Here is a 23,684-nt window from a genome sequence, read left to right as displayed (position 1 = left end):
CAGGCACTCACCTCACACGTACTCAGATCCAAGGCAGGCATGGAAACGCCCCCTCCGCAGACCGACCGTACCGAGCCCACCGACGCGGACATCAGCGCGTTCAAGGAGCAGCTCGGCCGCCCGCCCCGCGGGCTGCGCGCCATCGCGCACCGCTGCCCGTGCGGCAACCCGGACGTCGTCGAGACGGCCCCGCGTCTGGAGGACGGCACGCCGTTCCCGACGACGTACTACCTGACCTGCCCGCGTGCCGCCTCCGCGATCGGCACGCTGGAGGCGAACGGCGTCATGAAGGAGATGACCGAGCGCCTGCGCACCGACCCGGAACTGGCGGCCTCCTACCGGGCCGCACACGAGGACTACCTCGCGCGCCGCGACGCGATCGAGGTGCTTGAGGGCTTCCCGAGCGCGGGTGGCATGCCGGACCGGGTCAAGTGCCTGCATGTCCTGGTGGGGCACTCGCTGGCCGCGGGACCCGGCGTCAACCCGCTGGGTGACGAGGCGATCGCGATGCTGCCCGAGTGGTGGGCGAAGGGCCCGTGCGTGCCGCGGGCGCGGGACGGCGAGGGCTCCGCCCCGCTCGGCGACAGTCTCTGAGGATCCGGGCCGGGACCGAACCCCGGCTCCACGAGAGGACACCCATATGACCCGCGTCGCTTCCATTGACTGCGGTACGAACTCCATCCGTCTGCTCGTCGCGGACGCCGACCCCGCCACCGGTGAACTCGTCGACCTGGACCGGCGGATGACCATCGTCCGGCTCGGCCAGGACGTCGACAGGACGGGCCGGCTCGCCCCCGAGGCGCTGGAGCGGACCTTCGCGGCCTGTAAGGAGTACGCCGAGGTCATCAAGGCCCACGGCGCCGAGCGCCTCCGCTTCGTCGCCACGTCCGCGTCCCGCGACGCCGAGAACCGCGACGAGTTCGTCAGCGGGGTGCGCGACATCCTCGGCGTCGAACCCGAGGTGATCACCGGCGACCAGGAGGCCGAGTTCTCCTTCACGGGCGCGACGAAGGAGCTGGCAGGGCAGGGCGGTGAGTATCTGGTCGTGGACATCGGCGGCGGCTCCACCGAGTTCGTTGTCGGGGACGAGCACGTCAGGGCGGCCCGCTCCGTGAACATCGGCTGCGTACGGCTCACCGAGCGGCACGTCCGCCACGACCCGCCGACGCTCGGTGAGATCACCGCGATGCGCGCCGACATCGACGCCGCGCTGGACGAGGCGGCGGAGACGGTCCCGCTGTCCGGGAACCGCATGCTCGTCGGTCTCGCCGGTTCGGTGACCACGGTCGGCGCCATCGCGCTGGGGCTCGACGCCTATGAATCGACCGCGATCCACCACTCCCGGATCACCGCGGCGCAGGTCGGCGAGATCGCCGGCACCCTGCTGATCTCGTCCCACGAGGAGCGGGCGGCGATCCCGGTGATGCATCCGGGGCGGGTGGACGTCATCGGCGCGGGCGCGATGATCCTGCACTCCGTGATGAAGCGGACCGGGGCCCGCGAGGTGGTCGTCAGCGAGCACGACATCCTCGACGGCATCGCGTGGAGCGTCGCCGGCGAGTGACCCGCTGACGGTGAAGCGACCCGGAGTCCCAGGGCTCCGGGCTGCCCGCCATCAGATGTTGCGCGTCGGCCGCCGACTTTGACGACGGGGGTGATGAGCCGGCCGGAGCCCCGCCCGGGCGGCTTTCGCGAGGCCCCTTCGGGGGGCGGTCTGACAGCGTTGTCAGGCTTCCGGGGCCCCCTCGGTGGCCGTTCCGGCGGCCGGCCGCGAGAAAGTTCGTGAAGTTCTTCACAAGGAATTGGGGCCTGCCGGCCGAAGATCCGCGGACATTCGCCCCCGGCGGGTGCCCGTAAGCCCCTTTCGCGTCCTTCGCGGGCCGTGTCCTGCGTGTTGCGGGCGGATGACGCCGGGCAGTGGTCCACCCGGTGCGACACCGTGAGGGCCAGCTCAAGAGGGGTGGACAACGACCGCCGGGGCGTGCTGGTTCCCCTGTACGGGAGTGACCTGCGTCATGCGGGTCGCGCAGTGTAGCAGAGGTGTCCAGGGACCTTGTGAAGGGGCGCACGAGGTACCCCCTCCCATGAGGTGGATACTCGTTGCCATGAGCACCACGGAGCGTCCCAGGATCCTCGTAGTTGGAGGCGGGTACGTAGGCCTGTACGCAGCTCGACGCATTCTCAAGAAGATGCGCTACGGCGAAGCGACCGTCACGGTCGTGGACCCGCGCTCGTACATGACGTACCAGCCCTTCCTCCCCGAAGCTGCTGCCGGCAGCATCTCGCCTCGGCATGTCGTCGTCCCGCTGCGACGCGTGCTGCCCAAGGCAGAGATCCTCACCGGCCGAGTCACCACGATCGACCAGGACCGCAAGGTCGCCACGGTCGCGCCGCTCGTCGGCGAGGCTTACGAGCTGCCCTTCGACTACCTGGTCATCGCGCTCGGCGCGGTCTCCCGCACCTTCCCGATCCCCGGCCTCGCCGAGCAGGGCATCGGTATGAAGGGCGTCGAAGAGGCGATCGGCCTGCGCAACCACGTCCTCGAGCAGCTCGACAAGGCCGACTCGACGACCGACGAGGACGTCCGCCGCAAGGCGCTGACCTTCGTCTTCGTCGGCGGTGGCTTCGCTGGCGCGGAGACCATCGGCGAGGTCGAGGACATGGCCAGGGACGCCGCGAAGTACTACACCAACGTCAAGCGCGAGGACATGCGCTTCCTGCTGGTCGACGTGGCGGACAAGATCCTTCCCGAGGTCGGGCCGAAGCTCGGCGCGTACGGCAAGGAGCACCTGGAGTCCCGCGGTGTCGAGGTCTACCTCAAGACCGGCATGGACTCCTGCGTCGACGGCCACGTGGTGCTGAACAACGGCCTGGAGGTCGACGCCGACACGCTCGTCTGGACCGCCGGCGTCAAGCCGAACCCGGTCCTGGCCCGCTACGGTCTGCCGCTCGGCCCCCGCGGCCACGTGGACACATCCGAGAAGCTCCAGGTGCAGGGCACGGACTACATCTGGGCCGCCGGCGACAACGCGCAGGTCCCGGACATGGCCGCCCGCAAGGCCGGTGTCGAGAACGCCTGGTGCCCGCCGAACGCTCAGCACGCGCTGCGCCAGGCCAAGGTCCTCGGCGACAACGTCATCTCGGGCATGCGCGGCTTCCCGCAGGGCGACTACGAGCACGCCAACAAGGGTGCGGTGGCGGGCCTCGGCCTCCACAAGGGCGTCGCGATGATCGTCATGGGCAAGATGAAGATCAAGGTCAAGGGCCGTCTCGCCTGGTACATGCACCGTGGTTACCACGGCCTCGCGGTGCCGACCTGGAACCGCAAGATCCGCGTCGTCGCCGACTGGACGCTCGCGATGTTCCTCAAGCGCGAGGTCGTCTCGCTCGGCGCCATGGAGACTCCGCGCGAGGAGTTCTACGAGGCGGCCAAGCCGGCGCCCCGTCCCGCCGCGGCCAAGTCCGAAGCGGGCAAGCCCGATGCCGGGTCGAAGGCCGACGCCGAGAAGGCCAAGGCCTGACCCCGTAGTACAGCAGGTCCGTTCAGGTCCGAAGGGCCGTCCGCCATCCGTGGTGCGGGCGGCCCTTCGGCGTACCGGGACAGATGTACATGTATCCACCATGGATTTTACGCTCCCGTTACGTGGTATTGGGACTGTGGCGGCGGGTGTTCGGTGTTTACCTACTGCTGAGCCTTTTCCATCTGTACGGAGGTGTGCGCCATGGCCGACGCCGCGCTGCGGCTGACCACTCTCGCCGAGGAGCTGCTGGGAGCCCCGCTCCCGGTCCGCATCCGGGCCTGGGACGGCAGCGAGTCAGGGCCGCCGGGTACGCCCGTTCTCGTGATCCGTCACCGGCGGGCCCTGCGGCGGCTGTTGTGGAAGCCGGGGGAGCTCGGCCTGGCCCGCGCCTGGGTCGCGGGCGAGATCGACGTGGACGGCGATCTGTACGCGGCGCTCGATCTGCTCGCCGGCCTCATCTGGGAGCGCGACGACCCGGCGGAACTCAAGAAGGCGCGCCTCCCGCTGTTCGACCCGAAGCTGCGGGCCGCCGCCCGCGGACTGCTCGACGTCGGCGGGCTGCTGCCCCCGCCGCCCCCGCCCGCGGAGGAGATCAGACGCCGCCGCGGCCCGATCCACACCAAGCGCCGCGACCAGCAGGCGATCAGTCACCACTACGACGTCGGCAACGACTTCTACGAACTGGTGCTCGGGCCTTCGATGGTCTACTCCTGCGCCTACTGGGCCGAGGACTCCACGCTGGAGACCGCCCAGCGCGACAAGCTCGACCTGGTCTGCCGGAAGCTGGCGCTCAAGGAGGACATGCGGCTGCTCGACGTGGGCTGCGGCTGGGGCTCGATGGCCATCCACGCCGCCCGCGAGTACGGCGCCCGGGTCACCGGTGTCACCCTCTCCCGGGAACAGGCCGTGTACGCGCGCAAGCGCATCGCGGACGAGGGCCTGACCGACCGTATCGAGATCCGCGTCCAGGACTACCGGGACGTCAAGGACGGCCCGTACGACGCGATTTCGTCGATCGGGATGGCCGAGCACGTCGGCTCCGTCCGCTACCGGGAGTACGCGGACGATCTGTTCGCGCTCCTCAAGCCGGGCGGCCGGCTGCTGAACCACCAGATCGGCCGCCGCCCCGAACGGGACGAATCGGCGTACGAGATCGACGCGTTCATCGACGCCTACGTCTTCCCCGACGGCGAGCTGTCACCGATCGGCCGGACCGTGGAGCTGCTGGAGGAGGCCGGCTTCGAGGCCCGTGACGTCGAGATGCTCCGTGAGCACTACGCGCTGACGCTGCGTGAGTGGGTCGCCAATCTGGAGGCGCGCTGGGCGGAGGCGGTCCGGCTGACGAGTCCGGGCCGGGCCAGGGTCTGGCGGCTGTACATGGCCGCGTCCGCGCTCGCCTTCGAGAACAACCGGATCGGCGTCAACCAGGTGCTGGCCGTGAAGACCCCGGACGGCGGGGCTTCGGGCCTGCCGCGCCGGGCCCGCGACTGGCGCTGACCGGCCGGGGTACATGAGGTACGCCGCAGCACGGAGGCCCGGGACACTGTCGATGTCCCGGGCCTCCCGCCTGCGTATGACCTGTGGCGGACCGTCTACTCCGTCTTGATCGCGGTCAGCATGTTCAGCCGTGCGGCGCTGCGGGCCGGCCAGAGGGCGGCCAGCACTCCGACGACCGCGGCGAGCGCCAGGAAGACGGCGATCCGGCCCCACGGCATGACCAGCACGTAGTGCGGGATGCTCGACTTGATGGTCTGGCCGACCGCCCAGGCCAGGAAGGTCCCCAGCGCGATCCCGACCACTGCGCCGAACAGCGAGATCACCACGGCCTCCAGCCGGATCATCCGCTTCACCTTGGCCCGGTCGAGGCCGATCGCCCGCAGCATCCCGATCTCCTGCTGACGCTCGAAGACCGACATCGCCAGAGTGTTGATGACGCCGAGGACCGCGATGATCAGGGCCATCGCCAGCAGCCCGTACATGATGTTCAGGGTGGTGTTGATCATGCCGCCCATGGAGTTGCGGATGTCCTGCTGGTTCATGACGGAGATGGCCGGGTTGGCGCCCATCGCGTCCACCAGGGCCTGCTCACCGGAGCCGCCGTCCGTCTTCACGAGGATCTGCTGGATCTCCGGCTTCTTCTCGTGCGCGGCGAGCACCGGCATGGGGGCCAGGACGGGCGAGACGAACTGGTTCTCCTTGAAGACCGCGCCGACCGTCAGCGAGCCCTTCTTGTCGTCGAGGTACTTCGCTGACACCTTGCTGCCGGGCTTCCAGCCCTTCTTCTCCGCCGTCTTCTGCTCGACGGCGATCCGGCCGTGGGCGAGCGAGTCCAGCGAGCCCGAGACCACGGGGAGGCTGAGCACCTGCTGGATGTCGCCGGGCTTCACTCCGGAGACCGCCTGGTCGCTGCCGTCGATGACGATCTGGCTGCCGGCCAGCGGGGAGACCGCGGTGGCGCCCTTCGCCTTCTCCAGGGCGGTGACCGTGGAGGGGCTGAGCGACATGCCGTTGGCCATCTCGACCATGTAGTCGCCCTTGAAGTTGTCGGTGGTCATCCGGTCGACGGACTGGCCCACCGTGACACCGATCACCGTCAGCCCGGTGACCAGCGTCAGACCGATCGCCAGCGCGGATGCCGTGGCCCCGGTGCGGCGCGGGTTACGGACCGCGTTCTGGCCCGCGAGCTTGCCCGACACCCCGAACACCCGGGTCAGCAGCGGCCGTACGAGCGCGATGACCGGCCGGGAGAGCAGCGGGATCAGCACGATCACACCGATCAGGGCCAGGAAGGCACCGGCACCGATCATCATCCGGCCGCTGGAGCCGGCCGACGCACCGGCGAGGATCACCGCGGCGCCGATCAGCGTGATGACGGCGCCGATCGAGTTCCGTACCACCAGGGACTTGGTCGTGGCGGGCAGATGGGCGCTGCCCATGGCCGCGACCGGCGGGATCTTCGCCGCCCGGCGGGCGGGCAGCCAGGCGGCGAGCACCGTGATCACCACGCCGACGAGCAGCGCGGCCAGTGCGGTGCCGGGCGCCACGATCAGCGGACCGCCGGGCACCTTGGCCCCGAACGAGCCCATCGCGGAACGCAGTCCGACGGCCAGGCCGATACCGAGTACGAAGCCGACCACGGAGGCGACCGTGCCGACCACCAGCGCCTCGGCGAGCACCGAGCGGGTGACCTGCTTGCGGGAGGCGCCGACGGCGCGCAGCAGGGCCAGCTCCCTGGTGCGCTGGGCGACGAGCATGGTGAAGGTGTTGGAGATCAGGAAGATCCCGACGAAGAGCGCGACCGCGGCGAAGCCGAGGAGCATCTGGCTCAGCCCCGACATCTCCCGCTCGATGTCCTTGGCCTGCTTGTCGCCCAGCTCCTTGCCGGTCTGGGCTTCGGCGTTGTCGGGCAGCAGCGGCTTGACCGAGGAGAGGAGCTTCGACTCGGATGTGCCGGGGGAGGCCGCGATGTTGACGTCCTGGTACCAGCCGGGCTGCAGATAGAGCTTCTGCGCGACCGCGGTGTCGAAGAGGACCAGGCTGCCGCCCGCGCCGACCTCTCCGTCGTCGGTGGTGAAGATCCCGGCGAGGGTGTAGGTGCGGACCGGCCCGTTCGTCGCGACCCGCACGGAGTCACCGACGTGGTAGCCGCCCTTGTCCGCGGTGTCCCGGTCCAGCGCGATCTGGCCGGCCCGCGCCGGGCCCGAGCCGTCGGTGATCGAGTACTGGCTGTCCTTGCCGTGGGCGCCGGGGGAGTAGTTCCCGCCCTTGTTCGACCAGCCGTTGCCGATCAGCTTGCCCTTGTGGTCGGCGACACCGGCGAACCCGCTGACGCGCCCGGTGGCCGATGTGACACCGTCCAGGCCCCTGATGCGGTCCAGGGTCTTCGCACTGACCCCGGGCGGCTCCTTGGCGTCGTCCGGGTCGGAGTACGAGGTGACGGACACGGCCACGTCCGAGTAGTTCTTGGCCGACTGGTTGCGGAAGGCGTGGCTGAGGGTGTCGGTGAAGACCAGGGTGCCGGAGACGAACGCCACGCCGAGCAGCACGGCGAGGACGGTCATCAGCAGCCTGGCCTTGTGCGAGAGCACATTGCGCAGGGCGGTACGGAACATGGTGGGTGTCAGTCCTGAGGTGAGGAGCAGCGGGGCGGGCGGAGTCGCCCGTACGGAGTGGGGCCGGCCGGGCCGGGGTCAGCTGGTACGGCCCCGGGCGTCGAACTCCTTCATCCGGTCCAGTACGGCGTCGGCGCCGGGCGCCAGCATCTCGTCGACGATCCGGCCGTCGGCGAGGAAGATGACCCGGTCCGCGTAGGCGGCGGCCATCGCGTCGTGCGTCACCATGACGACGGTCTGGCCCAGCTCCCGCACGGAGTTGCGCAGGAAGCCGAGGACCTCGGCGCCCGAGCGCGAGTCCAGGTTCCCGGTCGGCTCGTCGCCGAAGATGATGTCGGGCTGCGAGGCCAGTGCGCGGGCCACCGCGACGCGCTGCTGCTGGCCGCCGGAGAGCTGGGTGGGCCGGTGGCTGAGCCGGTCCTTGAGGCCCACCATCTCGATGACGTTCGCCATCCACGCCTTGTCGGGCTTGCGGCCCGCGATGTCCATCGGCAGCGTGATGTTCTCGGCGGCCGTCAGCGTGGGCAGCAGGTTGAACGCCTGGAAGATGAAGCCGATCTTGTCCCGGCGCAACTGCGTGAGCTGCTTGTCCTTCAGGGTGCTCAGCTCGGTGTCACCGATGCGTACGGATCCCGCCGTGAAGGTGTCGAGGCCCGCGACGCAGTGCATCAGCGTCGACTTCCCGGAACCGGACGGGCCCATGATCGCGGTGAACTCGCCCTGCCGGAAGTCCACGGAGACGCCGTCCAGGGCGACCACCTGGGTCTCCCCGTGGCCGTACACCTTGGAGAGGTCGGTGGCGCGGGCAGCCACCGCGGTGGCGCGGTGGACGGTGGTGGTCGAGGTCACGTGGAGCTCCTGTTCGGAACGGGATGCGGGGACCTCTTCATCCTGTCTGCCGCCCGGCGCCGGAACGTCACTCCGCATGCCCGTTCCCGTGGCCCTCTTGAGAGGGACCGGGAGGGCGCCGCCTCCTCCTCCGGTATGACACCGCCCCTGAGACGGTCCGCCGGGGGCACACAGGCCCGGCGGCCCGGCCGGTACGGGCGGCGGGGTACGGCGACTTTCCGTCAATCCCGTACCCCCCGGTACGGGCCCGCCACCACCTGCGGCATGTGCCGATGGCGCATCCACTGGCTGACGGACCTTCAGGCATCAATAAAATAAGACAACATCGGGTTAAGGGTCCGCTGTCCGGGCGGCGCGTCCGGATAGTCTCTGAATCGCGAATGCGGTGCCGCGCGTCTTGCCCGGATGGTGGAATGCAGACACGGCGAGCTTAAACCTCGCTGCCCCTCGGGGGCGTACCGGTTCAAGTCCGGTTCCGGGCACCACCGCGTGAACGGAACCTGGCCCGCGGAAACGATCAAAACGGATGTCACTCTGTGTGTCATCGGGTGCACCGCGGGTGCGCGAGGCCCCTGGCATTTGGCCATGGCGTACATCGCGAGGCGAAAGAACGAGGCAGGCGAGGTCACGAGCTACCGCCGCAGGGTGACCGCGTGCCGGCCACGCGCGATCGAGCTCCTGGGTCCATCGAATTCCGGTTCGTAGGTCCACGGAGGCTCGGCGCTCAGCGCTGCGGTTGGCGGACATACCCCAACTGCACGGACGAGGATTGCTTGGCCGCCCCGCCCCCGTGACGCAGGAGCGGGGCGGAGCCGCTTCCTGGGGCGGGTGGCGAGGCGCTGGTGCCTAGGCTGCTTAGGTGATTGAAACCATTGCCTTTGACATCGGCGAGACGCTGACCCGTGATGACCGATACTGGGGTTCATGGGCGGATTGGCTTGGCGTGCCGCGTCACACCGTCAGCGCGCTCGTTGGAGCCGTCACCTTCCAGGGCCGCGACAACGCCGACGCACTGCGTCTCCTGCGGCCCGGCATCGACATCGCTCGGGAGTACGCAGCCCGTGAGGCTGCCGGCCTTGGCGAGCAGCTACGCGAGGAGGACCTTTACGAAGACGTACGGCCCGCGTTGTCGGCGCTACGTGAACTCGGTGTCCGTGTCATCGTGGCCGGAAATCAGACGGTGAGGGCCGGGCTGCTGCTTCGCGCTCTGGATCTGCCGGCGGATGTGGTGGCGACGTCCGGGGAGTGGAAGGTGGCCAAGCCGGCTCCGGAATTCTTCGCCCACGTGATCGATGCGGCGCAGACGGCACCAGGACGGATCCTGTACGTGGGAGATCACCCCGTGAACGATGTCTTCCCGGCGAAGCGGGCGGGTCTGCGGGTTGCGCATCTACGGCGTGGCCCGTGGGGGCATCTGTGGGCGGACGATCCCGAGGTGATGGAGACTGCGGATTGGAGTATCAGCAGCCTTTCCGAACTCGCCGCGCTGGTTGGCGGGTAGGGAGCGAAACGGCTCTGCTTGGCCCGTGCCGGGCAGAGCCGTTTCTGTACCCGGCACCTTGCGGTGGCGGTACGGTTCAGAGTGACGTCCTGAACGGAGCGAGTATGCCCTCCGGTACCCCTCTTCAGGTAGGCCGGCGCATCGCGGCCACCCGCCACTCCAGACGTATGACTCAGGCTGATCTGGCTCGCGCGGCATTCATCTCGCTGGCCACGGTCAAGGCGATCGAGCGTGGAGCCCGTGCCCCGAGCGATACCACCCTTGACTCGATCGCAGCAGCTCTCACTGTTGACCCGACACACCTCGTCACCGGGTACACCGGAACGGAGCGCCGCGTCCACGCTGTGCTGCCTGAACTCTCAGCAGTACTGGCCGCCTACGATGTCCCGTTGGATCCGCCTAGCCGGTCAGCTGAGGAACTGCGGGCCGCAGTCACCGAAGCGGTGAGCTGGCGCCTTGCGGCCCAGTACGCCCGCGTTGCTCAACACATTGCCCCTCTGCTCCAAGACAGCCTGTACCACTTGCACAGCAGCCCAGCGCCGGATGCGGCCCGCCTCGTGGTGGCCGCCGCGCGCACGGCCGATGCTGTCGCCTGCAAATACGGGGCCCACGACCTGTCAGCGCGGCTCATCGACTTGATGCGATGGGCTGCCGAACAGTCCGACGACGCCCTTCTCAGTGCGTCCGTTGCCTATGTCCGCACCGAGACGTTTTTCGTAGCCCGAGCTCACCGGGCTGGGCTGCGCGCCCTGGAGTCGGCCGTCGACATGGCCCCGCAGCCCGTTTGCGCGCGCAGCGGCGCAGCCCGCGGTGCTCTGCACATGCGGGCCGCGGTCATCGCCGGCCGGGCAGGAGAAGCGTCTGCGGCGGACACGCATCTGTCTCATGCCCGTGCTCTCGGTGATGAGGTTCGGGAGGACATCTACGGGGGCACGGCGTTCGGGCCGGATTCTGTACGCATTCACGAGGTTTCCGTCGCGGTCAGCTTGGGCGGCGAGTACGTCTCACGGGCGCTCGACGTCGCCCGTGAGTGGAAGCCATCCCTGGCAATCCCCGCCGAGCGCCGCTCCGGCTTTTATATCGAACTCGCGCGTGCCCAACTGTGGTCCGGTCTCGCAGGCGACGCGTTCGAGTCTCTGAAAGTGGCCCGGTCTGTGGCGCCGCAGCACACACGCGAGCACCCCTGGGCCAAGGAAGATACCGCCACGCTGCGCCGCCTCAAGCGCGCCGACGCAGACAGCCTCACCAACTTCGCCGAATGGATCGGCGCCATCTGACGGTTCCTCCATGCCGGGATACAGGGGCTACAACTTGTAGCCCTTGTATCCCTTGCCGACGCTCATCATCTGTCTGACCGCACGAGGTCGGACAGATGGGAGAAGCCGTGATGGCGGAACACTCGCCAGGCCAGCCGACGCTGATCGAGCGCCCAGTGAGCATTGCGCGGCTGCATGGGATGGCCTGCTTCGCCTGCGGAGCAGTCGCCCCCGCTCTCCGTGCGGCCGGGCATATCACCTTGCCTGGCCGCGATCGCGTGTGGCCGATCGTCAGTTGCGGATGTGCGCACCTCACATGACTGCCGCGCCGCACACGCAGACCCCGGCAGCCGCCGTCACGGCCCCGGGGCATGGCCAACCTTAAGGAGACAGGCTGACATGAACCACGCTACTGGCACCCGCAGGCCACCGAAAGAAGACCCCCGTCCCATCGATGCAGAGACAATGAAGGCCGTCGCGGACCGGCTGCTCGCACAGGGACCGGCGCATACGGCGGACGACCTCCTCAAAGAGATCATGATGCTGCGCGGTTTCGTCGCGCAGCTCGTCCCCGAGGTCGGCGAACTGGCCGCTGCTCGGCCCGTGGACGACGTATGGCGGGCTGCCGCGCAGGCCGGCGTCGGTGAGGCGCGCCGGCGCCTCGGCCACACCACCCGTCACACCGCGCCCGTGCTGCTCAGGGAAGCACAGCGCCTGTCCCGTTCCGTACTCGCCCTGTGTACGCACCTGGAGAACCTGGAGGCGTGCAATGCGTGAGGCTATCTCCCCCTGGTCGCCCCCACAGGGCAACAGTGTCGAGCTGATCGGCACCGGCACCTCGTGGGACGCCGTGCGTGTCTCTGCCAAGGTCGGTCGGGCTGTCGTCGACCGCCTCGGTGACCAGTGCGGTGCCGTGATCGTGGACGGATACGCATTGGCCCTGTATTGGCTCATCAGGCCCGGCTCCGCCGATGCCTGGACGCTGCCTGCGTACCTCGTCAGCGTCCTCGGCCCCGGCGCATACGTAGCTGTGCCGCCAGTCAAGGCCACCAGCGGCCCCGGTCTCTGGTGGGGCGCGGCACCCACTCCGCTGCGCTGCTTCACCGATACCGAGCTGCTGCACTCCGCGCTCACAGCGGAAATCGCCCACGCGCACGGACCGCGCCCATGACCGGCTCGCCTCTTCCGAACGAACGTCACAAACCGTGCGGGCCAGCAGGTGGCACTCTGATCTGCGCGAGTTGCGATTGCTCGATTCTGCCGGGTGAGCCGTCACGGGAGTACGAGATCAACGGCGGCACCGGGGCGGTTGTCGCGCGCCTGCACCTTGTCTGCCCGGTCCGGCGCCCGTACGTGCGCCGGTACACCGTGTGAACTCCCCCTCGCTGCCCAGCAACAGCGAGGGGTGTCCAGCCTCACCGGAAGACCGCGACCTCGGCGAAGCCCGGGGGTGTTTGGCCGTGTTGGCCACTCCGAGCTGCTTCGGCTTTCTCCTGTTCGTCGGTCTATGGCTTCTGGCCTGCGCCTGGCACGACCTCCATATGAGGTAGCTCGTCCGATCTCTTTCACGGAAAACCACCAACAGACATCCCACAAGGAGGCAGTCGGTGACCCTCACGACACGCGAGAGCACAGCGGTGAGCAGCACAACGACACTGCACACCGTGACCCGGCGGGCCATATCCCGCGCGGTCGGAGATCTGTGGCCGGACAAACAGATCGTCCTCGGCGAGCAGTGCCCGAGTGTCACCTCCTATGTCTGCCGGGTCACGGTGGACGGCGAGGAACTGATCGCCAAGTACAGCTGGTTAGGCATGTCGCTGGTGTCCATCCTCAGAGGTGCCGGAGGAACGTGGACGGAGATCCAGGAAGCGCAGCGTCCGTACATCCGCAGCACAGACCTGCTGATCGCCCGCGAAGCGCAGAACCTGGAAGTCCTCCGTGCGCTCGGGCACCCCAGGGTCTGCGAGACCGCCGGCGTCCACGACGGGGTCCTCCTCACCCGGATTGCGGCAGGGACGACATTGGCCGACGCGATGTCGGCCTGCCCCTGGGAGACAGCTGCTCTCCTCGACTCGGCGCTCACCGCCCTTGGCGGCCTTCACGGCCCGGCGGGTGCTCGACACCTGCGCTGGGCGGCGCCGATCAACGAGCGTTCCGTCCTTGGCGTGTTCCGCCGCAAGTTCAACGGCCTGAGCGGCGCCGCCTATCTGAAAGGGCTCGGCCGCGACAGCGGGCTCCAGGAAGACATGCGCCTGGAGATCGTGGAGCTGGTGAAATACACGGTGCTGCGCCTGCTGAGTCTGGGCGGTGCAATCTCGTCCCGCCGGGATACCGCGGTGTACGGGGACCTCAAGCCCGAGCACGTCTATATCGACGGCCCTCGCCTCACCTTCATCGACCCGGCCGTGCAGTGGGCTTCCGGGCCTCAGCCGGACATTGCGAAGCTCACCGGCCGGTCGCTCCTTCTGGCCCTCGGGCACCCGGACCGGCAGGCTGGACAGCAGATCGTGCAGGGCATCTTCTCCACGCTCGCCCGCCATGTCGCGACGCAGCCAGTCTACGAGCGCGCGGGCCGGCTCCGTGAAGTCCTGACGCTGTGGCTCATGGACACCGTGAGCATCCTGAGTACGTGCCTGAGCGCGCCCCCAGGACTGCCCCTGGCTCCCCATCAGCAGGCGCTCGTCGCGCAGGCACGAACGGTGGCGCGCATCGTGCACCGGGCGAGTGCCCTTCTCACCGGTGCGATGGCTGGCCCCATGCTCCTGGACGTCGTGTCCTCCGAAGTCGAGCACACGGTGGGGAGCGCCCGGTGAACGGACCCGTAGTGGGGCTCGTCGGCGCGGGCGCCGTCGGGCAGACTCTCGCCGCCAGCCTGGTCGCCTCTGCCCTGCGTGGACGGCTTCTCGTCGTATCCCGGCAGCCCGAGCAAGCTGTGGGTCTGGCTGCCGACCTCCAGGACCTCGCGCACACCGCCCGTTCGCGAACGCAGGCCGAGGCCGGGGAGGAGGTCGCTGATCTCCACGGCTGTGACGCGGTGGTCGTCGCCCTGCGCACCGACTTCAAGAACACCGCAGAGCGCGACATCCGGCGCCAGGGCGCCACGGCGAACGCCCCCGCTCTCGGGGCCCTGGCGCGGGAACTGCGCGGATACAGCGGCACCGTCATCATCGTCACAAATCCGGTGGACCTCATGGCCCGCCGCTTCGCCGAAGTATCAGGCTGCCCCCGCGTCTTCGGTATCGGGTCGAATCTCGACACCGCCCGGTACCGGCTGCTTCTGGCCCGGTACGCCCAGGTGTCCCCGGACCTCGTGCGCGGCCACGTGATCGGCGAGCACGGAGACCGTGCCGTCATCTGCGTCTCCACGACTACCGTCTCCGGCCGCCCGGTCACCGTCCCGGTACGTGCGGTCGTGAACGCCCTCCAGCACCGGCCGGCCCTGATCCGTGCCGGGATAGGGAGGACTCGGTGCGGCCCCGCTGGCGCCGTGCTGTCCACCCTCCGTAGAGCCCTCGGCCTGGCCGACGGCATCGAGGAGCTGTCCGTGCCATACGGCGACGTCTGGCTCGGAATCCCGGTCCGCTTCACCAGCGGCAAGGCCCTGCCGTGCCTGCCCCCGCTCACCCGTTCCGAACGACTGCGCCTGGACGCTGCGGCCAGCAGCCTCCGCGACGCCTACACCCGTCTCCCCACCCCCAACGAAAGGATTGCCTCATGATCAGCGCTAGCCGGCTGGAGGCCGCCGCTGCGGCCGTTACCGTGCTCAGCAACCGCCCGGAGATCACGACGTGGTCCCTGCGCTACTTCGGCCCGTGGTGGAACGCCACTTCCGTGAACGCATCCGACGTGTGCGCCGACGTCGTGGTGGTGGCGGACGTCGACTGGGGCGCCTGCGAGGAGATCACCCTCCTCGTCCACGACGGCCGGCCCACCGAAGCCGTGAACTACGCGAAGCACCCGTTGGTGGTGGCACGGGACGGTGAGGACATCATCGCGACCTCGCAGGACGAGGGCATCGCGTACCGCAGCACCCCCTCTTCCGGCCGCCTCTTCCTCGCCGGCACCCACGTGCAGCCTCTCGCCCTGGCCGCCGCCCGCCTTGCACGGGAAGCGATCCGTGGCCAGCTCCTGCGGGACGGCTGGGCTGTACTCCACTCCTCCGCCGTCGTACGACCGGACGACGGCGCGACACTCCTCACCTTCGGCGACAAGGGCGCCGGGAAAACGACCACAGCTCTGCTGCTCGCCTCCCACGGCTGGCACCTCCTCGCCAACGACCGCGTCCTGGTCCGACCGACCGGCGAGCGGGGCATCGAGGTCGTACCGTGGCCGTCCGCCGCCGCGCTCGGCCTCGGCCTTCTCCACGCGCTCGGCTGGGACACCATCGCGCGCGAGCACCTCCGGTCCGGGGGCGCCTTCCACCCGACCCAGTACGAATCGGTGACCGAGGCGGTGCTGAACGGCGACCACACGCCGCTGTGGGACGGCAAGGGGAAGGAAAGGAAAGTGCAGGTCTTCCCCGACCAGTTCCCGGAACTCTTCGATGTCCCCCTGGCCATCGGCGGCCGGGCCGCGGGCCTCCTCTTCCCCCAGGTCGACGCCGACGCAGCGCCGGACATGGTCGACAGCACCCGCACGCTCGGGCAGGCGGACTTCATGTCAGGGGCGACGGAGGACCGGTACCCGGACGTCTTCGAGCTGGCGCAGGGCGTTGACGGCGGCGGCCGGGAAAGCGCACGCGCCGAGGTGGCCTCTCGTCTCGCCGTGCTGCCGCACCGCGCGGTCCGGCTGAATCACGACATCTCCGAGAGTGCCGCCCTGTTGGCCACGATCGCCGACACCATCTGACAGACCACGCGCGTGGCCGTATCCAGAGAGCCCGCCGCGCAATGCCCAAGGCGACCGACAGGTCAAGGGCCGCATTCCCGCTCGCCCCGGCCGGGGCCCAGGAGCCCGGCCGGGGCGGGTCTCTCACCGCACTTGTACCGAAGGGGCAAGCATGACCCTCACCGTCGACACCCCCGCACTGAAAGATTCGCCCGCTGACGGGATCCTCTCCGTCGAATGTGAGCTGACGGGCCGTTGCCAGCTGGAATGCTCGCACTGCTGCACTTTGTCCGGGCCGAAGGTCAGCCACGGCATGATGAGCCTCGCCGACTGGCGGAATGTCGTCGACGACATCGCCGCCGTAGCTGTCCCCGCCGTCCAGTTCATCGGCGGGGAGCCGACTCTCTCCCCGGCATTGGTGCCCCTCATCGGCCACGCGCTCGGACGCAGCCTGGCCGTAGAGGTCTACTCGAACCTCACGCACGTCCGGCCCGCCCTGTGGGCTGCTCTGGACCAGACTGGAGTGCGGGTCGCGACCAGCTACTACAGCGACGACCCCGAGCAGCACGATCGGATCACCGGGGGGCGGGGCAGCCACGCCCGCACGCTGGCCAACATCACCGAGGTACTGAACCGCGGTATCCAGCTACGCGTTGGCCTGGTCGATCTCGGTGACGGACAGCGTGTCGCCGAGGCCGAAGCTCAACTCCGGTCGCTCGGTGTGCAGAACATCCGAGTGGACAAGGTGCGCTCGGTTGGACGCGCGGCACCGGACTCGACGACCATTCCCAGCGTGAATGAGCTGTGCGGTCGGTGCTTCCACGAACGGGTCGCTGTTTCCCCGGACGGTGATGTGTACGGGTGCATCCTGTCCCGGCATCTGCGGACGGGGAACGTACGCACCGCCCGGTTGCGTGATGTCCTGGCGGGCCCCCAGTGGGCCGATGCCCGGTCTGCTGTGCCCAAGGTGACGACGAACGCGTGCCCGCCCAACGACGGCGGCGATTGCAGCCCCGCCAGTACCCCCGCCTGCAACCCCAAGTTCTAGGAGATGCCGGTGAACTGGAAGCCCCACGCGGCAGCCCTGGCGGACCGCGTCACCCCTACCGGGTCGCGCTGGCACAGCCCCGTTGCTGCTCTCGCACGCCACCTGTTCGTCCCTCGCTGGTGGGCAGGGGACGACGGTTGGGCCCTGCGCGCCGGGGCCGATGACGAGGAGGGGTGGCTCGCCGCCGCCTATGCGGATGACTCACTCGTCACCCGGGTCGGAGCCGCCCACGCGGACCAGGCGCGGCCCGGCGACCGCCCAGCAGGCCGGCCGACGTCGTCGGCCACGCTGCCGAGCCTGCTGGTGCGGATGTTCCAGCACGCTCGGCTCGGCGACGGGCACACCCTGCTAGATGTCGGCACAGGGTCGGGATACGGCACCGGGCTGGCCTGCTTACGCCTGGGCGAGCGCCAAGTATCCAGCGTCGACGTGGATCCGTACCTCACCGAAGCAGCTGGACAGCGACTCGATCAGGCTGGGCTGCGCCCCCAGCTCCACACCCTGGACGCGAGCGGTGAGCTGCCGGGGCACTACGACCGCATCGTGGCCACCGTCGGCATCCGGCCCGTGCCCACCAGCTGGCTGACGGCGCTCAAGCCGGGCGGGCGGTTGGTGACGACCATCGCAGGCACAACGCTCGTCGTCACCGCAGACAAGCAGGACGACGGCACCGCCCGGGGACGAGTCGAATGGGACCGGGCTGGATTCATGCATGCCCGGCACAGCACCGACTACCACGCTCTGCCGGACGGGCTGATCGAAGCCGCCCGCACCGAAAAGGGGGAGTTCGTTACGGTCAGTCGGTATCCGGTGGTCGACGTAGACCAGGCGTGGGACCTGTCGTCGATGCTCGGTATCGAGGTGCCCGGCATCGTGTACGGCTACGAGGAGGAGGCAGAGCAGCGCACGGCGTGGCTCGCTCACCCGAACGGCTCATGGGCCCGTGCAGCCAGCCAGGCAGACGGCCCTCCTGTCGTCCATCAGAGCGGCCCGCGCCACCTGTGGGACGTCCTGGATGACATCCGCTCGTACTGGCTCCGCCACGGCGAGCTGCCCGTACGCGGCGCCCACGTGCTCATCACTCCGGACGGGCGGACACGGCTCGCTCGCGGAACCTGGCGCGCCACCCTCTGATCCGTAGCTCGGGAGTCACTGACCTGAGCGCGGCCGCGACTATGGTCCCGGCACCTGGCACATGGTGTCGGGGCAGTGTCGTGTTTGCCGCAGGACGGGAAGCTCGGCATCCCTGTTCCAGCCCCGGAGGACGGCTGCACGCCAGTTTCAGCCACCCGGATGGGCAGGGGGGGGCAGCCCCGTGCTCCCACGGGAGCACGGGGACGTGTCGGTACGGGCCCAGCCGGGTTGATTCGGGTTCAGACGGGGGAGTTTTCACAGATCAGGAAGACACCGCAGGTCACGCGGGGTGTCGATACCGGTTCAAGTCCGGTTCCGGGCACCACCGCGTAAACGGAACCTGGCCCGCGGAAACGACCCGAACCGGCGTCACCTGTTGTGTCCTCGGGTGTGCGTTTGGGTGTGCCGTGGGTGTGTGCGGTCGGCCCGCTTCCCCTTCCTCCGGACTCCGCGGTGTGCCATGGGGCGCCGCGGAGTCATTGCCGGGGCCGGCGCGTCAGCTGCCGCAGGTGCAGCCGGCCGCTTCCGGTGCCGCCCCGTCGGCCCGGCCGGTGCGGCGGCTGCTGTCGGTGGGGCCGGGGTCGGCGCTCTTGCCGAGGGTGTCGGCGTCGGCCTTGACCACGTAGACCTCCCAGGGCTCCTGGCCGGGGCCGTGGACCCACACCTTGTCCTGGAGGGCGTAGCAGCAGGAGGTGTCGTTCTCCTCGAAGGTGGCCAGGCCGGCGTCCCTGAGGCGTCCGGTCGCCGCGGAGACCTGGTCGGCGGAGTCGACCTCGACGCCGAGGTGGTCCAGGCGGGTGTCCTGTCCTGGCTCGCCCTCGATCAGGACGAGCTTGAGCGGCGGTTCGCTGATCGCGAAGTTGGCGTAGCCCTGGCGTCGCTTGGCAGGTCCGGTGCCGAACAGCTTCGAGTAGAAGGTGATCGACGCTTCGAGGTCGCTGACGCGCAGGGCGAGCTGAGCGCGAGACATGGCGGTGCTCCCATCGGCTTGCATTGATGCCTGTCGATTCAGCATTGCGCCTTGGGTCGAAGCCTGTCAACATAGACGCATGTCGAAGCAAGAAGATGCCGTGCGGGGCCGGGCCGCCGGGGACGAGGGCTGCTGCCCGGCGCTTCTGACCGCCCCGCTGGGCGAGGACCAGGCTGTTGAGCTGGCGAAAGTGTTCAAGGCGCTGGGCGATCCGGTCCGGCTGCGCCTCCTGTCGATGATCGCCTCGCGGGAGGGCGGTGAGATCTGCGTCTGCGACCTCACCCCGGCCTTCGACCTGTCCCAGCCGACGATCTCCCACCACCTCAAGCTGCTGCGGCAGGCCGGGCTGATCGACTGCGAGCGGCGCGGCACCTGGGTCTACTACTGGCTGCTGCCGGAGATGACCGACCGCCTCGCGGGCATCCTGACCCGCCCGGCCGGCGAAGCCCTGCCCGCGCCCGCCGAGGTGACCGCGTGAGCGCCGCACCCGGGCAGGCAGTCGCGGGCCGCCTGTCCTTCCTCGACCGGTATCTCGCCGTGTGGATTCTCGCCGCGATGGCGGCCGGACTCGGCCTCGGCCGCGTCCTGCCCGGCCTCGGGGACGCGCTCGCCAAGGTCACCGTGACCGGCGTATCGCTGCCGATCGCGCTCGGCCTGCTCGTGATGATGTACCCGGTCCTTGCCAAGGTGCGTTACGACCGGCTCGACACCGTCACCCGCGACCGCCGCCTGCTGCTGCCCTCGCTGCTGCTGAACTGGATCGTCGGGCCGGCGCTCATGTTCGCCCTGGCCTGGATCTTCCTGCCGGACCTGCCCGCGTACCGCACCGGCCTGATCATCGTGGGCCTGGCCCGCTGTATCGCCATGGTCATCATCTGGAACGACTTGGCCTGTGGCGACCGCGAGGCCGCGGCCGTCCTGGTCGCCCTGAACTCCGTGTTCCAGGTGATCGCGTTCTCGGCCCTCGGCTGGTTCTACCTGTCCGTACTGCCCGGGTGGCTCGGCCTTGAGCAGGCCGGCCTCGACGTCTCGGTGTGGGAGATCGCCCGCAGCGTGCTGATCTTCCTCGGAGTCCCGCTCATCGCCGGCTACCTCACGCGCCGGATCGGCGAGAAGGTGAAGGGCCGCGCCTGGTACGAGGCGAAGCTGGTCCCACGGATCGGGCCGTTCGCCCTGTACGGGCTGCTGTTCACGATCGTGGTGCTGTTCGCGCTGCAAGGCGACGCGATCACCTCACAGCCGCTCGACGTCGTCCGTATCGCGCTGCCGCTGCTCGTGTACTTCGCGGTCATGTGGGCCGGCTCGATGGGGGTCGGCCGTGCCGTGGGCCTCGACTACTCGCGTGCGACGACGCTCGCGTTCACCGCCGCGGGCAACAACTTCGAGTTGGCCATCGCGGTCGCCATCGCCACGTTCGGCGCCACCTCCGGGCAGGCCCTGGCCGGCGTGGTCGGCCCGCTCATCGAAGTACCGGTGCTGATCGGCCTCGTGTACGTCGCGCTGTACGCCCGCCGTTACTTCACCGGCGCCACCACGGAAGACCCCGCCCCTGCCTGACCCTGCCGATGTCCGGCACCGCCCGTCAGTACCCGGCTGTCGGCCCGGGCGGGCAGGCCGACCGGTTTCTGTGGCGTGCGCCCCGGTGTCCGGACTCCAGTAGATCGATCCGTTGTCGAAGACCTGACGGCGGCCGATCCCGCCGGGAAGGCCGAGTGAGTCAGAGTTCCGGGGCCGTGTCGCCGCCGTCACAGCCACCTGCGGCCGGGCCGGGATCCTGGAAAGATCCTTCCCAGGCACTACACCCTTCTCTTTGCTGTCCCATTACTCTGGTGCACGAGGCCACGCACCGTGGCCACTGAGGAGTGAGATGAGGAGCAGCAACCCGGTCTTCTCGCGACGGGGCTTCAGCCGCGACAACGGCTACGCGGGATTCAACGCGGCGCCGCAGGCCGGGGGCCCAGCGGCAGGGAACCCGTACGCGCAGACCCCGCCCGGCCAGAACCCCTACGCGGCCAACCCGTACGCGACGAATCCGTACGCGACCGACCCGTACGGCCCCCAGGCGCCCGCCCGCGCCGGCGCGATGACGATGGACGACGTCGTCTCGCGTACGGCCGTCACGCTCGGCACGGTCGCTGTCGGCGCGGCTCTGGCCTGGGTGCTGCTGCCGGTCTCCTCGACCAGCTACGGGCTGGCCATCGGCGCCGCGCTGGTGGCCTTCGTACTGGCGATGGTGCAGTCCTTCAAGCGCACACCGGCACCCGCGCTGATCCTCGGCTACGCGTTCTTCGAGGGCGTCTTCCTCGGCGTGATCAGCGAGATGTACAACAGCCAGTGGTCGGGTGCGCCCTTCCAGGCGGTGCTGGGCACGATGGCGGTGTCGGCCGCGAGCCTGCTGGCCTACAAGCAGCGCTGGATCCGGGTCACCGCGCGGTACGCCCGCATCGGCATGATCATCGCGATGGCCTTCCTGATGGTGATGGTGGTCAATCTGCTGCTGGTCGCCTTCGGCATCGCCGGTGACGGCGGGCTGCGCGACTTCGGCCCGCTCGGCGCGGTCGTCGGGGTGCTGGCCATCCTGATCGGCTGCTTCTTCCTGACGCTGGACTTCAAGCAGATCGAGGACGGCATCACCTATGGCGCCCCGCGCCAGGAGTCATGGCTGGCGGCCTTCGGCCTGACCATGTCACTCGTCTGGATCTATCTGGAGATGCTGCGGCTGGTCGCGATCTTCAGCGGCAACGACTAGGACCTTCAGACGGCTGGACGCCGCAGCTGTCGGCGAAGGGGCCCGCCCGGATACGTCCGGGCGGGCCCCTTCATGTTCGCCTTCGTGTTCGTCTTCGTGTTCGCCGGGGGTGCCTAGACGAGTCGCCGTGCGGCCCGTCTCAGGTCGTACTCGTGGATGATCGCCTTGGCGTGGCCATAGGCAAGCTGGTGTTCCGTCCTGAGCCAGCTGACCTTCTCGTCGAAGCGGACGAGGGTGGGGCCTTCGTCGACGGCGCGGAGCCAGTCGGACACTTCACGGCCCGTGCACTCGGGGATGCGGGAGAGCATGTTGCGATGGGTCTCTTCGGAGAAGACTTGGGACATCGGCGCCTCCGGAGGCATTGCGCTGAGTCGGTATTGCTGTGCCTTCACTGCACCGTGCCTCAGCTACGGCCCGTTGGCAACAGTCCGGGGCGGGCGCGTAGGGTCGCGGCGTGCTCGATACGACGCCCCTCACCGCCGCAGCTGACCGCTTCGCCGACCGGTTGCGCTCCGCCCCGCAGAGCCGGCTCCAGCGCGGCGCCGCCGCCGTCGGGCTTGAGCTGGCCAGGGAACTGTCGGCGCGCGCCCAGCGCCTGGAGTCCCCGGACGCCGCCGTACGGATCATGCCGGACGCCGGGGTGTTCGCCGTCGCCGACCAAGTGGCCGTCGCGGCCCACGACCTGGCCGAAGAGCTGCGAACGGCCCCGTCCGTCGAGCTGGACGAGGCCGTGAAGTCGGTGAAGGCGGCCGAGGCCGGATCGGGGCTGTGACACCCGGGCTGGGCAGCCCGCTCTACAGCGACGCTATGACGCGGTCCGCGAGGATGTAGACGTTCTCCTCGCCGCAGGTGAAGGTCAGCGCGTAGGCACCGGAGATGCCGGAACCGCCCAGCAGGACCGGGTTGTCGCCCGCGCGCAGGGCCTCGGAGAGCCGCTCGGCGGTCTCGCGGTGGCCCGGCGTCATACAGAGCGTGGTGCCGTCCGTGAAGACGTACACATCGAGCGTCCCGAGCGGGCCGGGGCGGACGTCGGAGAGCGCGGTGCGGGTCTCGGCCAGCTCTTCGAGGCGGTTGACCATCCGCTCGTGCTCGGTCACCACAGGTGTCTGCACCGGGACGAAGTCGGGGTGCGAGGGGTGCCTGCGGCGGGCCGCGGCCAGCTCGGCGCTGTCCGGGGCGTACTCGTCGGCGCCCGGCTCGTCGTCCATGTCGGCGCCCGAATCGACGGCCGGTTCCAGCTCGGGGCCGAAGTCCGTCTCGAAGGCCGGGTCGATGCCGGTGAAGTCCGTCTGGCGCGGCAGGAAGAACGCGGCGTCCTCGCCGAGTCCGGTCAGGCCGCCCAGCAGGGACGGGGCGTCCGCGGCGTCGCGGGACTCCTGCGCGGCCCAGAAGGCGCGCGCCTCGGCCAGCTCGCGCTCGCGCTCCTCGGCCAGAGCTTCGGCCACGGCCGCGCGTATCTCGGCGGCAGGGGTCTCCTCACGGGCGGCCGGTACGGTCGCGCCCCGGGTGCCGCCGGACGCACCCGCGAGGTCGTCGCGCAGGGCGGCGATCTGGCGGCGCAGGCCGTGTGCGGCATGCAGGGACGCAGCGCCGACGGCCGTGGCGGCGGCCGTCGTCAGCAGCAGGGCAATCGACAAAGTGCTCACTGACTTACTCCCGGATTCAATCGTTCCCCGACTTCCTACATCAGCTTGTCGTGAGAGTGTGTCCGCTG

22 protein-coding genes and 1 tRNA gene are annotated in these 23,684 nt (G+C 69.4%); 18 read left to right on the top strand and 5 right to left on the bottom strand.

Annotated elements, in window-relative coordinates; translation table 11 throughout:
* Positions 1-39: 39 nt before the first annotated feature.
* The 4 genes from G3I19_RS07620 to G3I19_RS07605 all read left to right on the top strand — a co-directional run bounded on the left by G3I19_RS07620 (position 40) and on the right by G3I19_RS07605 (position 5,018).
* Positions 40-594 (top strand): DUF501 domain-containing protein, encoded by a 555-nt coding sequence (locus G3I19_RS07620; protein ID WP_164260956.1) that lies wholly within the window; start codon positions 40-42, stop codon positions 592-594.
* A 46-nt stretch (positions 595-640) separates the two neighbouring features.
* Entirely contained in the window at positions 641-1,564 is a 924-nt protein-coding gene (locus tag G3I19_RS07615) for a Ppx/GppA phosphatase family protein (RefSeq protein ID WP_164260953.1), read from the top strand.
* 541 nt (positions 1,565-2,105) lie between these two features.
* A complete protein-coding gene (locus tag G3I19_RS07610; RefSeq protein ID WP_164260950.1) occupies positions 2,106-3,521 on the top strand; it encodes an NAD(P)/FAD-dependent oxidoreductase in 1,416 nt (471 codons plus the stop codon).
* A 201-nt stretch (positions 3,522-3,722) separates the two neighbouring features.
* Positions 3,723-5,018 (top strand): cyclopropane-fatty-acyl-phospholipid synthase family protein, encoded by a 1,296-nt coding sequence (locus tag G3I19_RS07605; RefSeq protein ID WP_164260947.1) that lies wholly within the window; start codon positions 3,723-3,725, stop codon positions 5,016-5,018.
* Between the two features lie 95 nt (positions 5,019-5,113).
* On the opposite strand, the gene G3I19_RS07600 is transcribed toward G3I19_RS07605, so the two are convergent.
* Positions 5,114-7,633, bottom strand: coding sequence for an FtsX-like permease family protein (locus G3I19_RS07600; RefSeq protein ID WP_164260944.1), 2,520 nt, complete (start codon positions 7,631-7,633; stop codon positions 5,114-5,116).
* Positions 7,634-7,711: 78 nt separating this feature from the next.
* Positions 7,712-8,482 carry an ABC transporter ATP-binding protein gene (locus tag G3I19_RS07595; RefSeq protein ID WP_164260941.1) on the bottom strand — a complete coding sequence of 257 codons (771 nt, stop codon included), beginning with the start codon at positions 8,480-8,482 and terminating at the stop codon, positions 7,712-7,714.
* Positions 8,483-8,881: 399 nt separating this feature from the next.
* Between G3I19_RS07595 and G3I19_RS07590 the strand changes: the two genes are divergently transcribed.
* The 10 genes from G3I19_RS07590 (at position 8,882) to G3I19_RS07545 (ending at position 18,251) form a co-directional block, all read left to right on the top strand.
* A tRNA-Leu gene (locus tag G3I19_RS07590) sits at positions 8,882-8,967 on the top strand.
* Between the two features lie 374 nt (positions 8,968-9,341).
* Complete coding sequence (locus G3I19_RS07585) at positions 9,342-9,983, top strand: HAD family hydrolase (protein WP_343235018.1); 642 nt, start codon at positions 9,342-9,344, stop codon at positions 9,981-9,983.
* A 104-nt stretch (positions 9,984-10,087) separates the two neighbouring features.
* Entirely contained in the window at positions 10,088-11,260 is a 1,173-nt protein-coding gene (locus G3I19_RS07580; RefSeq protein ID WP_164260938.1) for a helix-turn-helix transcriptional regulator, read from the top strand.
* A 378-nt stretch (positions 11,261-11,638) separates the two neighbouring features.
* Entirely contained in the window at positions 11,639-12,016 is a 378-nt protein-coding gene (locus G3I19_RS07575; protein ID WP_164260935.1) for a DUF6415 family natural product biosynthesis protein, read from the top strand.
* Positions 12,009-12,410 (top strand): hypothetical protein, encoded by a 402-nt coding sequence (locus G3I19_RS07570; RefSeq protein ID WP_239074048.1) that lies wholly within the window; start codon positions 12,009-12,011, stop codon positions 12,408-12,410. Before G3I19_RS07575 ends, G3I19_RS07570 begins: the two co-directional genes overlap by 8 nt.
* Before the next feature lie 436 nt (positions 12,411-12,846).
* Entirely contained in the window at positions 12,847-14,055 is a 1,209-nt protein-coding gene (locus G3I19_RS07565) for a hypothetical protein (RefSeq protein ID WP_164260932.1), read from the top strand.
* Entirely contained in the window at positions 14,052-14,960 is a 909-nt protein-coding gene (locus tag G3I19_RS07560) for an NAD(P)-binding domain-containing protein (protein ID WP_164260929.1), read from the top strand. The genes G3I19_RS07565 and G3I19_RS07560 overlap by 4 nt, the downstream gene beginning before the upstream one ends.
* Positions 14,957-16,090, top strand: a complete 1,134-nt coding sequence (locus tag G3I19_RS07555; protein WP_164260925.1) for a hypothetical protein — start codon at positions 14,957-14,959, stop codon at positions 16,088-16,090. The genes G3I19_RS07560 and G3I19_RS07555 overlap by 4 nt, the downstream gene beginning before the upstream one ends.
* Positions 16,091-16,241: 151 nt before the next feature.
* The gene (locus G3I19_RS07550; protein WP_164260923.1) at positions 16,242-17,117 is read left to right on the top strand and encodes a radical SAM/SPASM domain-containing protein; all 876 of its coding nucleotides are present in this window, start codon (positions 16,242-16,244) and stop codon (positions 17,115-17,117) included.
* 3 nt (positions 17,118-17,120) lie between these two features.
* Positions 17,121-18,251 carry a 50S ribosomal protein L11 methyltransferase gene (locus tag G3I19_RS07545; RefSeq protein WP_203599285.1) on the top strand — a complete coding sequence of 377 codons (1,131 nt, stop codon included), beginning with the start codon at positions 17,121-17,123 and terminating at the stop codon, positions 18,249-18,251.
* A 496-nt stretch (positions 18,252-18,747) separates the two neighbouring features.
* On the opposite strand, the gene G3I19_RS07540 is transcribed toward G3I19_RS07545, so the two are convergent.
* On the bottom strand, positions 18,748-19,221 hold the full coding sequence (locus G3I19_RS07540; protein ID WP_164260903.1) for an ArsI/CadI family heavy metal resistance metalloenzyme: 474 nt from the start codon (positions 19,219-19,221) through the stop codon (positions 18,748-18,750).
* Between the two features lie 79 nt (positions 19,222-19,300).
* Between G3I19_RS07540 and G3I19_RS07535 the strand changes: the two genes are divergently transcribed.
* From G3I19_RS07535 to G3I19_RS07520, 3 genes are all read left to right on the top strand, one after another.
* Positions 19,301-19,699, top strand: coding sequence for a metalloregulator ArsR/SmtB family transcription factor (locus tag G3I19_RS07535; protein ID WP_164260900.1), 399 nt, complete (start codon positions 19,301-19,303; stop codon positions 19,697-19,699).
* Positions 19,696-20,778 carry an ACR3 family arsenite efflux transporter gene (arsB, locus tag G3I19_RS07530; protein WP_164260897.1) on the top strand — a complete coding sequence of 361 codons (1,083 nt, stop codon included), beginning with the start codon at positions 19,696-19,698 and terminating at the stop codon, positions 20,776-20,778. Before G3I19_RS07535 ends, arsB begins: the two co-directional genes overlap by 4 nt.
* Before the next feature lie 310 nt (positions 20,779-21,088).
* On the top strand, positions 21,089-21,970 hold the full coding sequence (locus tag G3I19_RS07520; RefSeq protein ID WP_164260894.1) for a Bax inhibitor-1/YccA family protein: 882 nt from the start codon (positions 21,089-21,091) through the stop codon (positions 21,968-21,970).
* Between the two features lie 113 nt (positions 21,971-22,083).
* Here the strand turns inward: G3I19_RS07520 and G3I19_RS07515 are convergent, their stop codons facing one another.
* Positions 22,084-22,314, bottom strand: a complete 231-nt coding sequence (locus G3I19_RS07515) for a DUF4287 domain-containing protein (RefSeq protein ID WP_164260891.1) — start codon at positions 22,312-22,314, stop codon at positions 22,084-22,086.
* 110 nt (positions 22,315-22,424) lie between these two features.
* Between G3I19_RS07515 and G3I19_RS07510 the strand changes: the two genes are divergently transcribed.
* On the top strand, positions 22,425-22,742 hold the full coding sequence (locus tag G3I19_RS07510) for a hypothetical protein (RefSeq protein WP_164260889.1): 318 nt from the start codon (positions 22,425-22,427) through the stop codon (positions 22,740-22,742).
* A 22-nt stretch (positions 22,743-22,764) separates the two neighbouring features.
* Here the strand turns inward: G3I19_RS07510 and G3I19_RS07505 are convergent, their stop codons facing one another.
* Positions 22,765-23,616, bottom strand: a complete 852-nt coding sequence (locus G3I19_RS07505) for a hypothetical protein (RefSeq protein ID WP_343235017.1) — start codon at positions 23,614-23,616, stop codon at positions 22,765-22,767.
* Positions 23,617-23,684: the final 68 nt, after the last annotated feature.

Origin of the sequence: Streptomyces sp. SID10853 (assembly GCF_010548145.1) — a bacterium.
Classification (GTDB): Bacteria; Actinomycetota; Actinomycetes; order Streptomycetales; family Streptomycetaceae; genus Streptomyces.
Note: the sequence above shows the minus strand (reverse complement) of the source record. Positions and strands in the feature narration are given on the sequence as shown.

Excerpts from the sequence above, each read along its gene's own strand:
- G3I19_RS07620 (WP_164260956.1), top strand. The coding sequence starts at position 40 with ATGGAAACGCCCCCTCCGCAGACCGACCGTACCGAGCCCACCGACGCG.
- G3I19_RS07615 (WP_164260953.1), top strand. The coding sequence starts at position 641 with ATGACCCGCGTCGCTTCCATTGACTGCGGTACGAACTCCATCCGTCTG.
- G3I19_RS07610 (WP_164260950.1), top strand. The coding sequence starts at position 2,106 with ATGAGCACCACGGAGCGTCCCAGGATCCTCGTAGTTGGAGGCGGGTAC.
- G3I19_RS07605 (WP_164260947.1), top strand. The coding sequence starts at position 3,723 with ATGGCCGACGCCGCGCTGCGGCTGACCACTCTCGCCGAGGAGCTGCTG.
- G3I19_RS07600 (WP_164260944.1), bottom strand. The coding sequence starts at position 7,633 with ATGTTCCGTACCGCCCTGCGCAATGTGCTCTCGCACAAGGCCAGGCTG.
- G3I19_RS07580 (WP_164260938.1), top strand. The coding sequence starts at position 10,088 with ATGCCCTCCGGTACCCCTCTTCAGGTAGGCCGGCGCATCGCGGCCACC.
- G3I19_RS07575 (WP_164260935.1), top strand. The coding sequence starts at position 11,639 with ATGAACCACGCTACTGGCACCCGCAGGCCACCGAAAGAAGACCCCCGT.
- G3I19_RS07570 (WP_239074048.1), top strand. The coding sequence starts at position 12,009 with ATGCGTGAGGCTATCTCCCCCTGGTCGCCCCCACAGGGCAACAGTGTC.
- G3I19_RS07555 (WP_164260925.1), top strand. The coding sequence starts at position 14,957 with ATGATCAGCGCTAGCCGGCTGGAGGCCGCCGCTGCGGCCGTTACCGTG.
- G3I19_RS07550 (WP_164260923.1), top strand. The coding sequence starts at position 16,242 with ATGACCCTCACCGTCGACACCCCCGCACTGAAAGATTCGCCCGCTGAC.
- G3I19_RS07545 (WP_203599285.1), top strand. The coding sequence starts at position 17,121 with ATGCCGGTGAACTGGAAGCCCCACGCGGCAGCCCTGGCGGACCGCGTC.
- G3I19_RS07540 (WP_164260903.1), bottom strand. The coding sequence starts at position 19,221 with ATGTCTCGCGCTCAGCTCGCCCTGCGCGTCAGCGACCTCGAAGCGTCG.
- G3I19_RS07535 (WP_164260900.1), top strand. The coding sequence starts at position 19,301 with ATGTCGAAGCAAGAAGATGCCGTGCGGGGCCGGGCCGCCGGGGACGAG.
- G3I19_RS07520 (WP_164260894.1), top strand. The coding sequence starts at position 21,089 with ATGAGGAGCAGCAACCCGGTCTTCTCGCGACGGGGCTTCAGCCGCGAC.
- G3I19_RS07515 (WP_164260891.1), bottom strand. The coding sequence starts at position 22,314 with ATGTCCCAAGTCTTCTCCGAAGAGACCCATCGCAACATGCTCTCCCGC.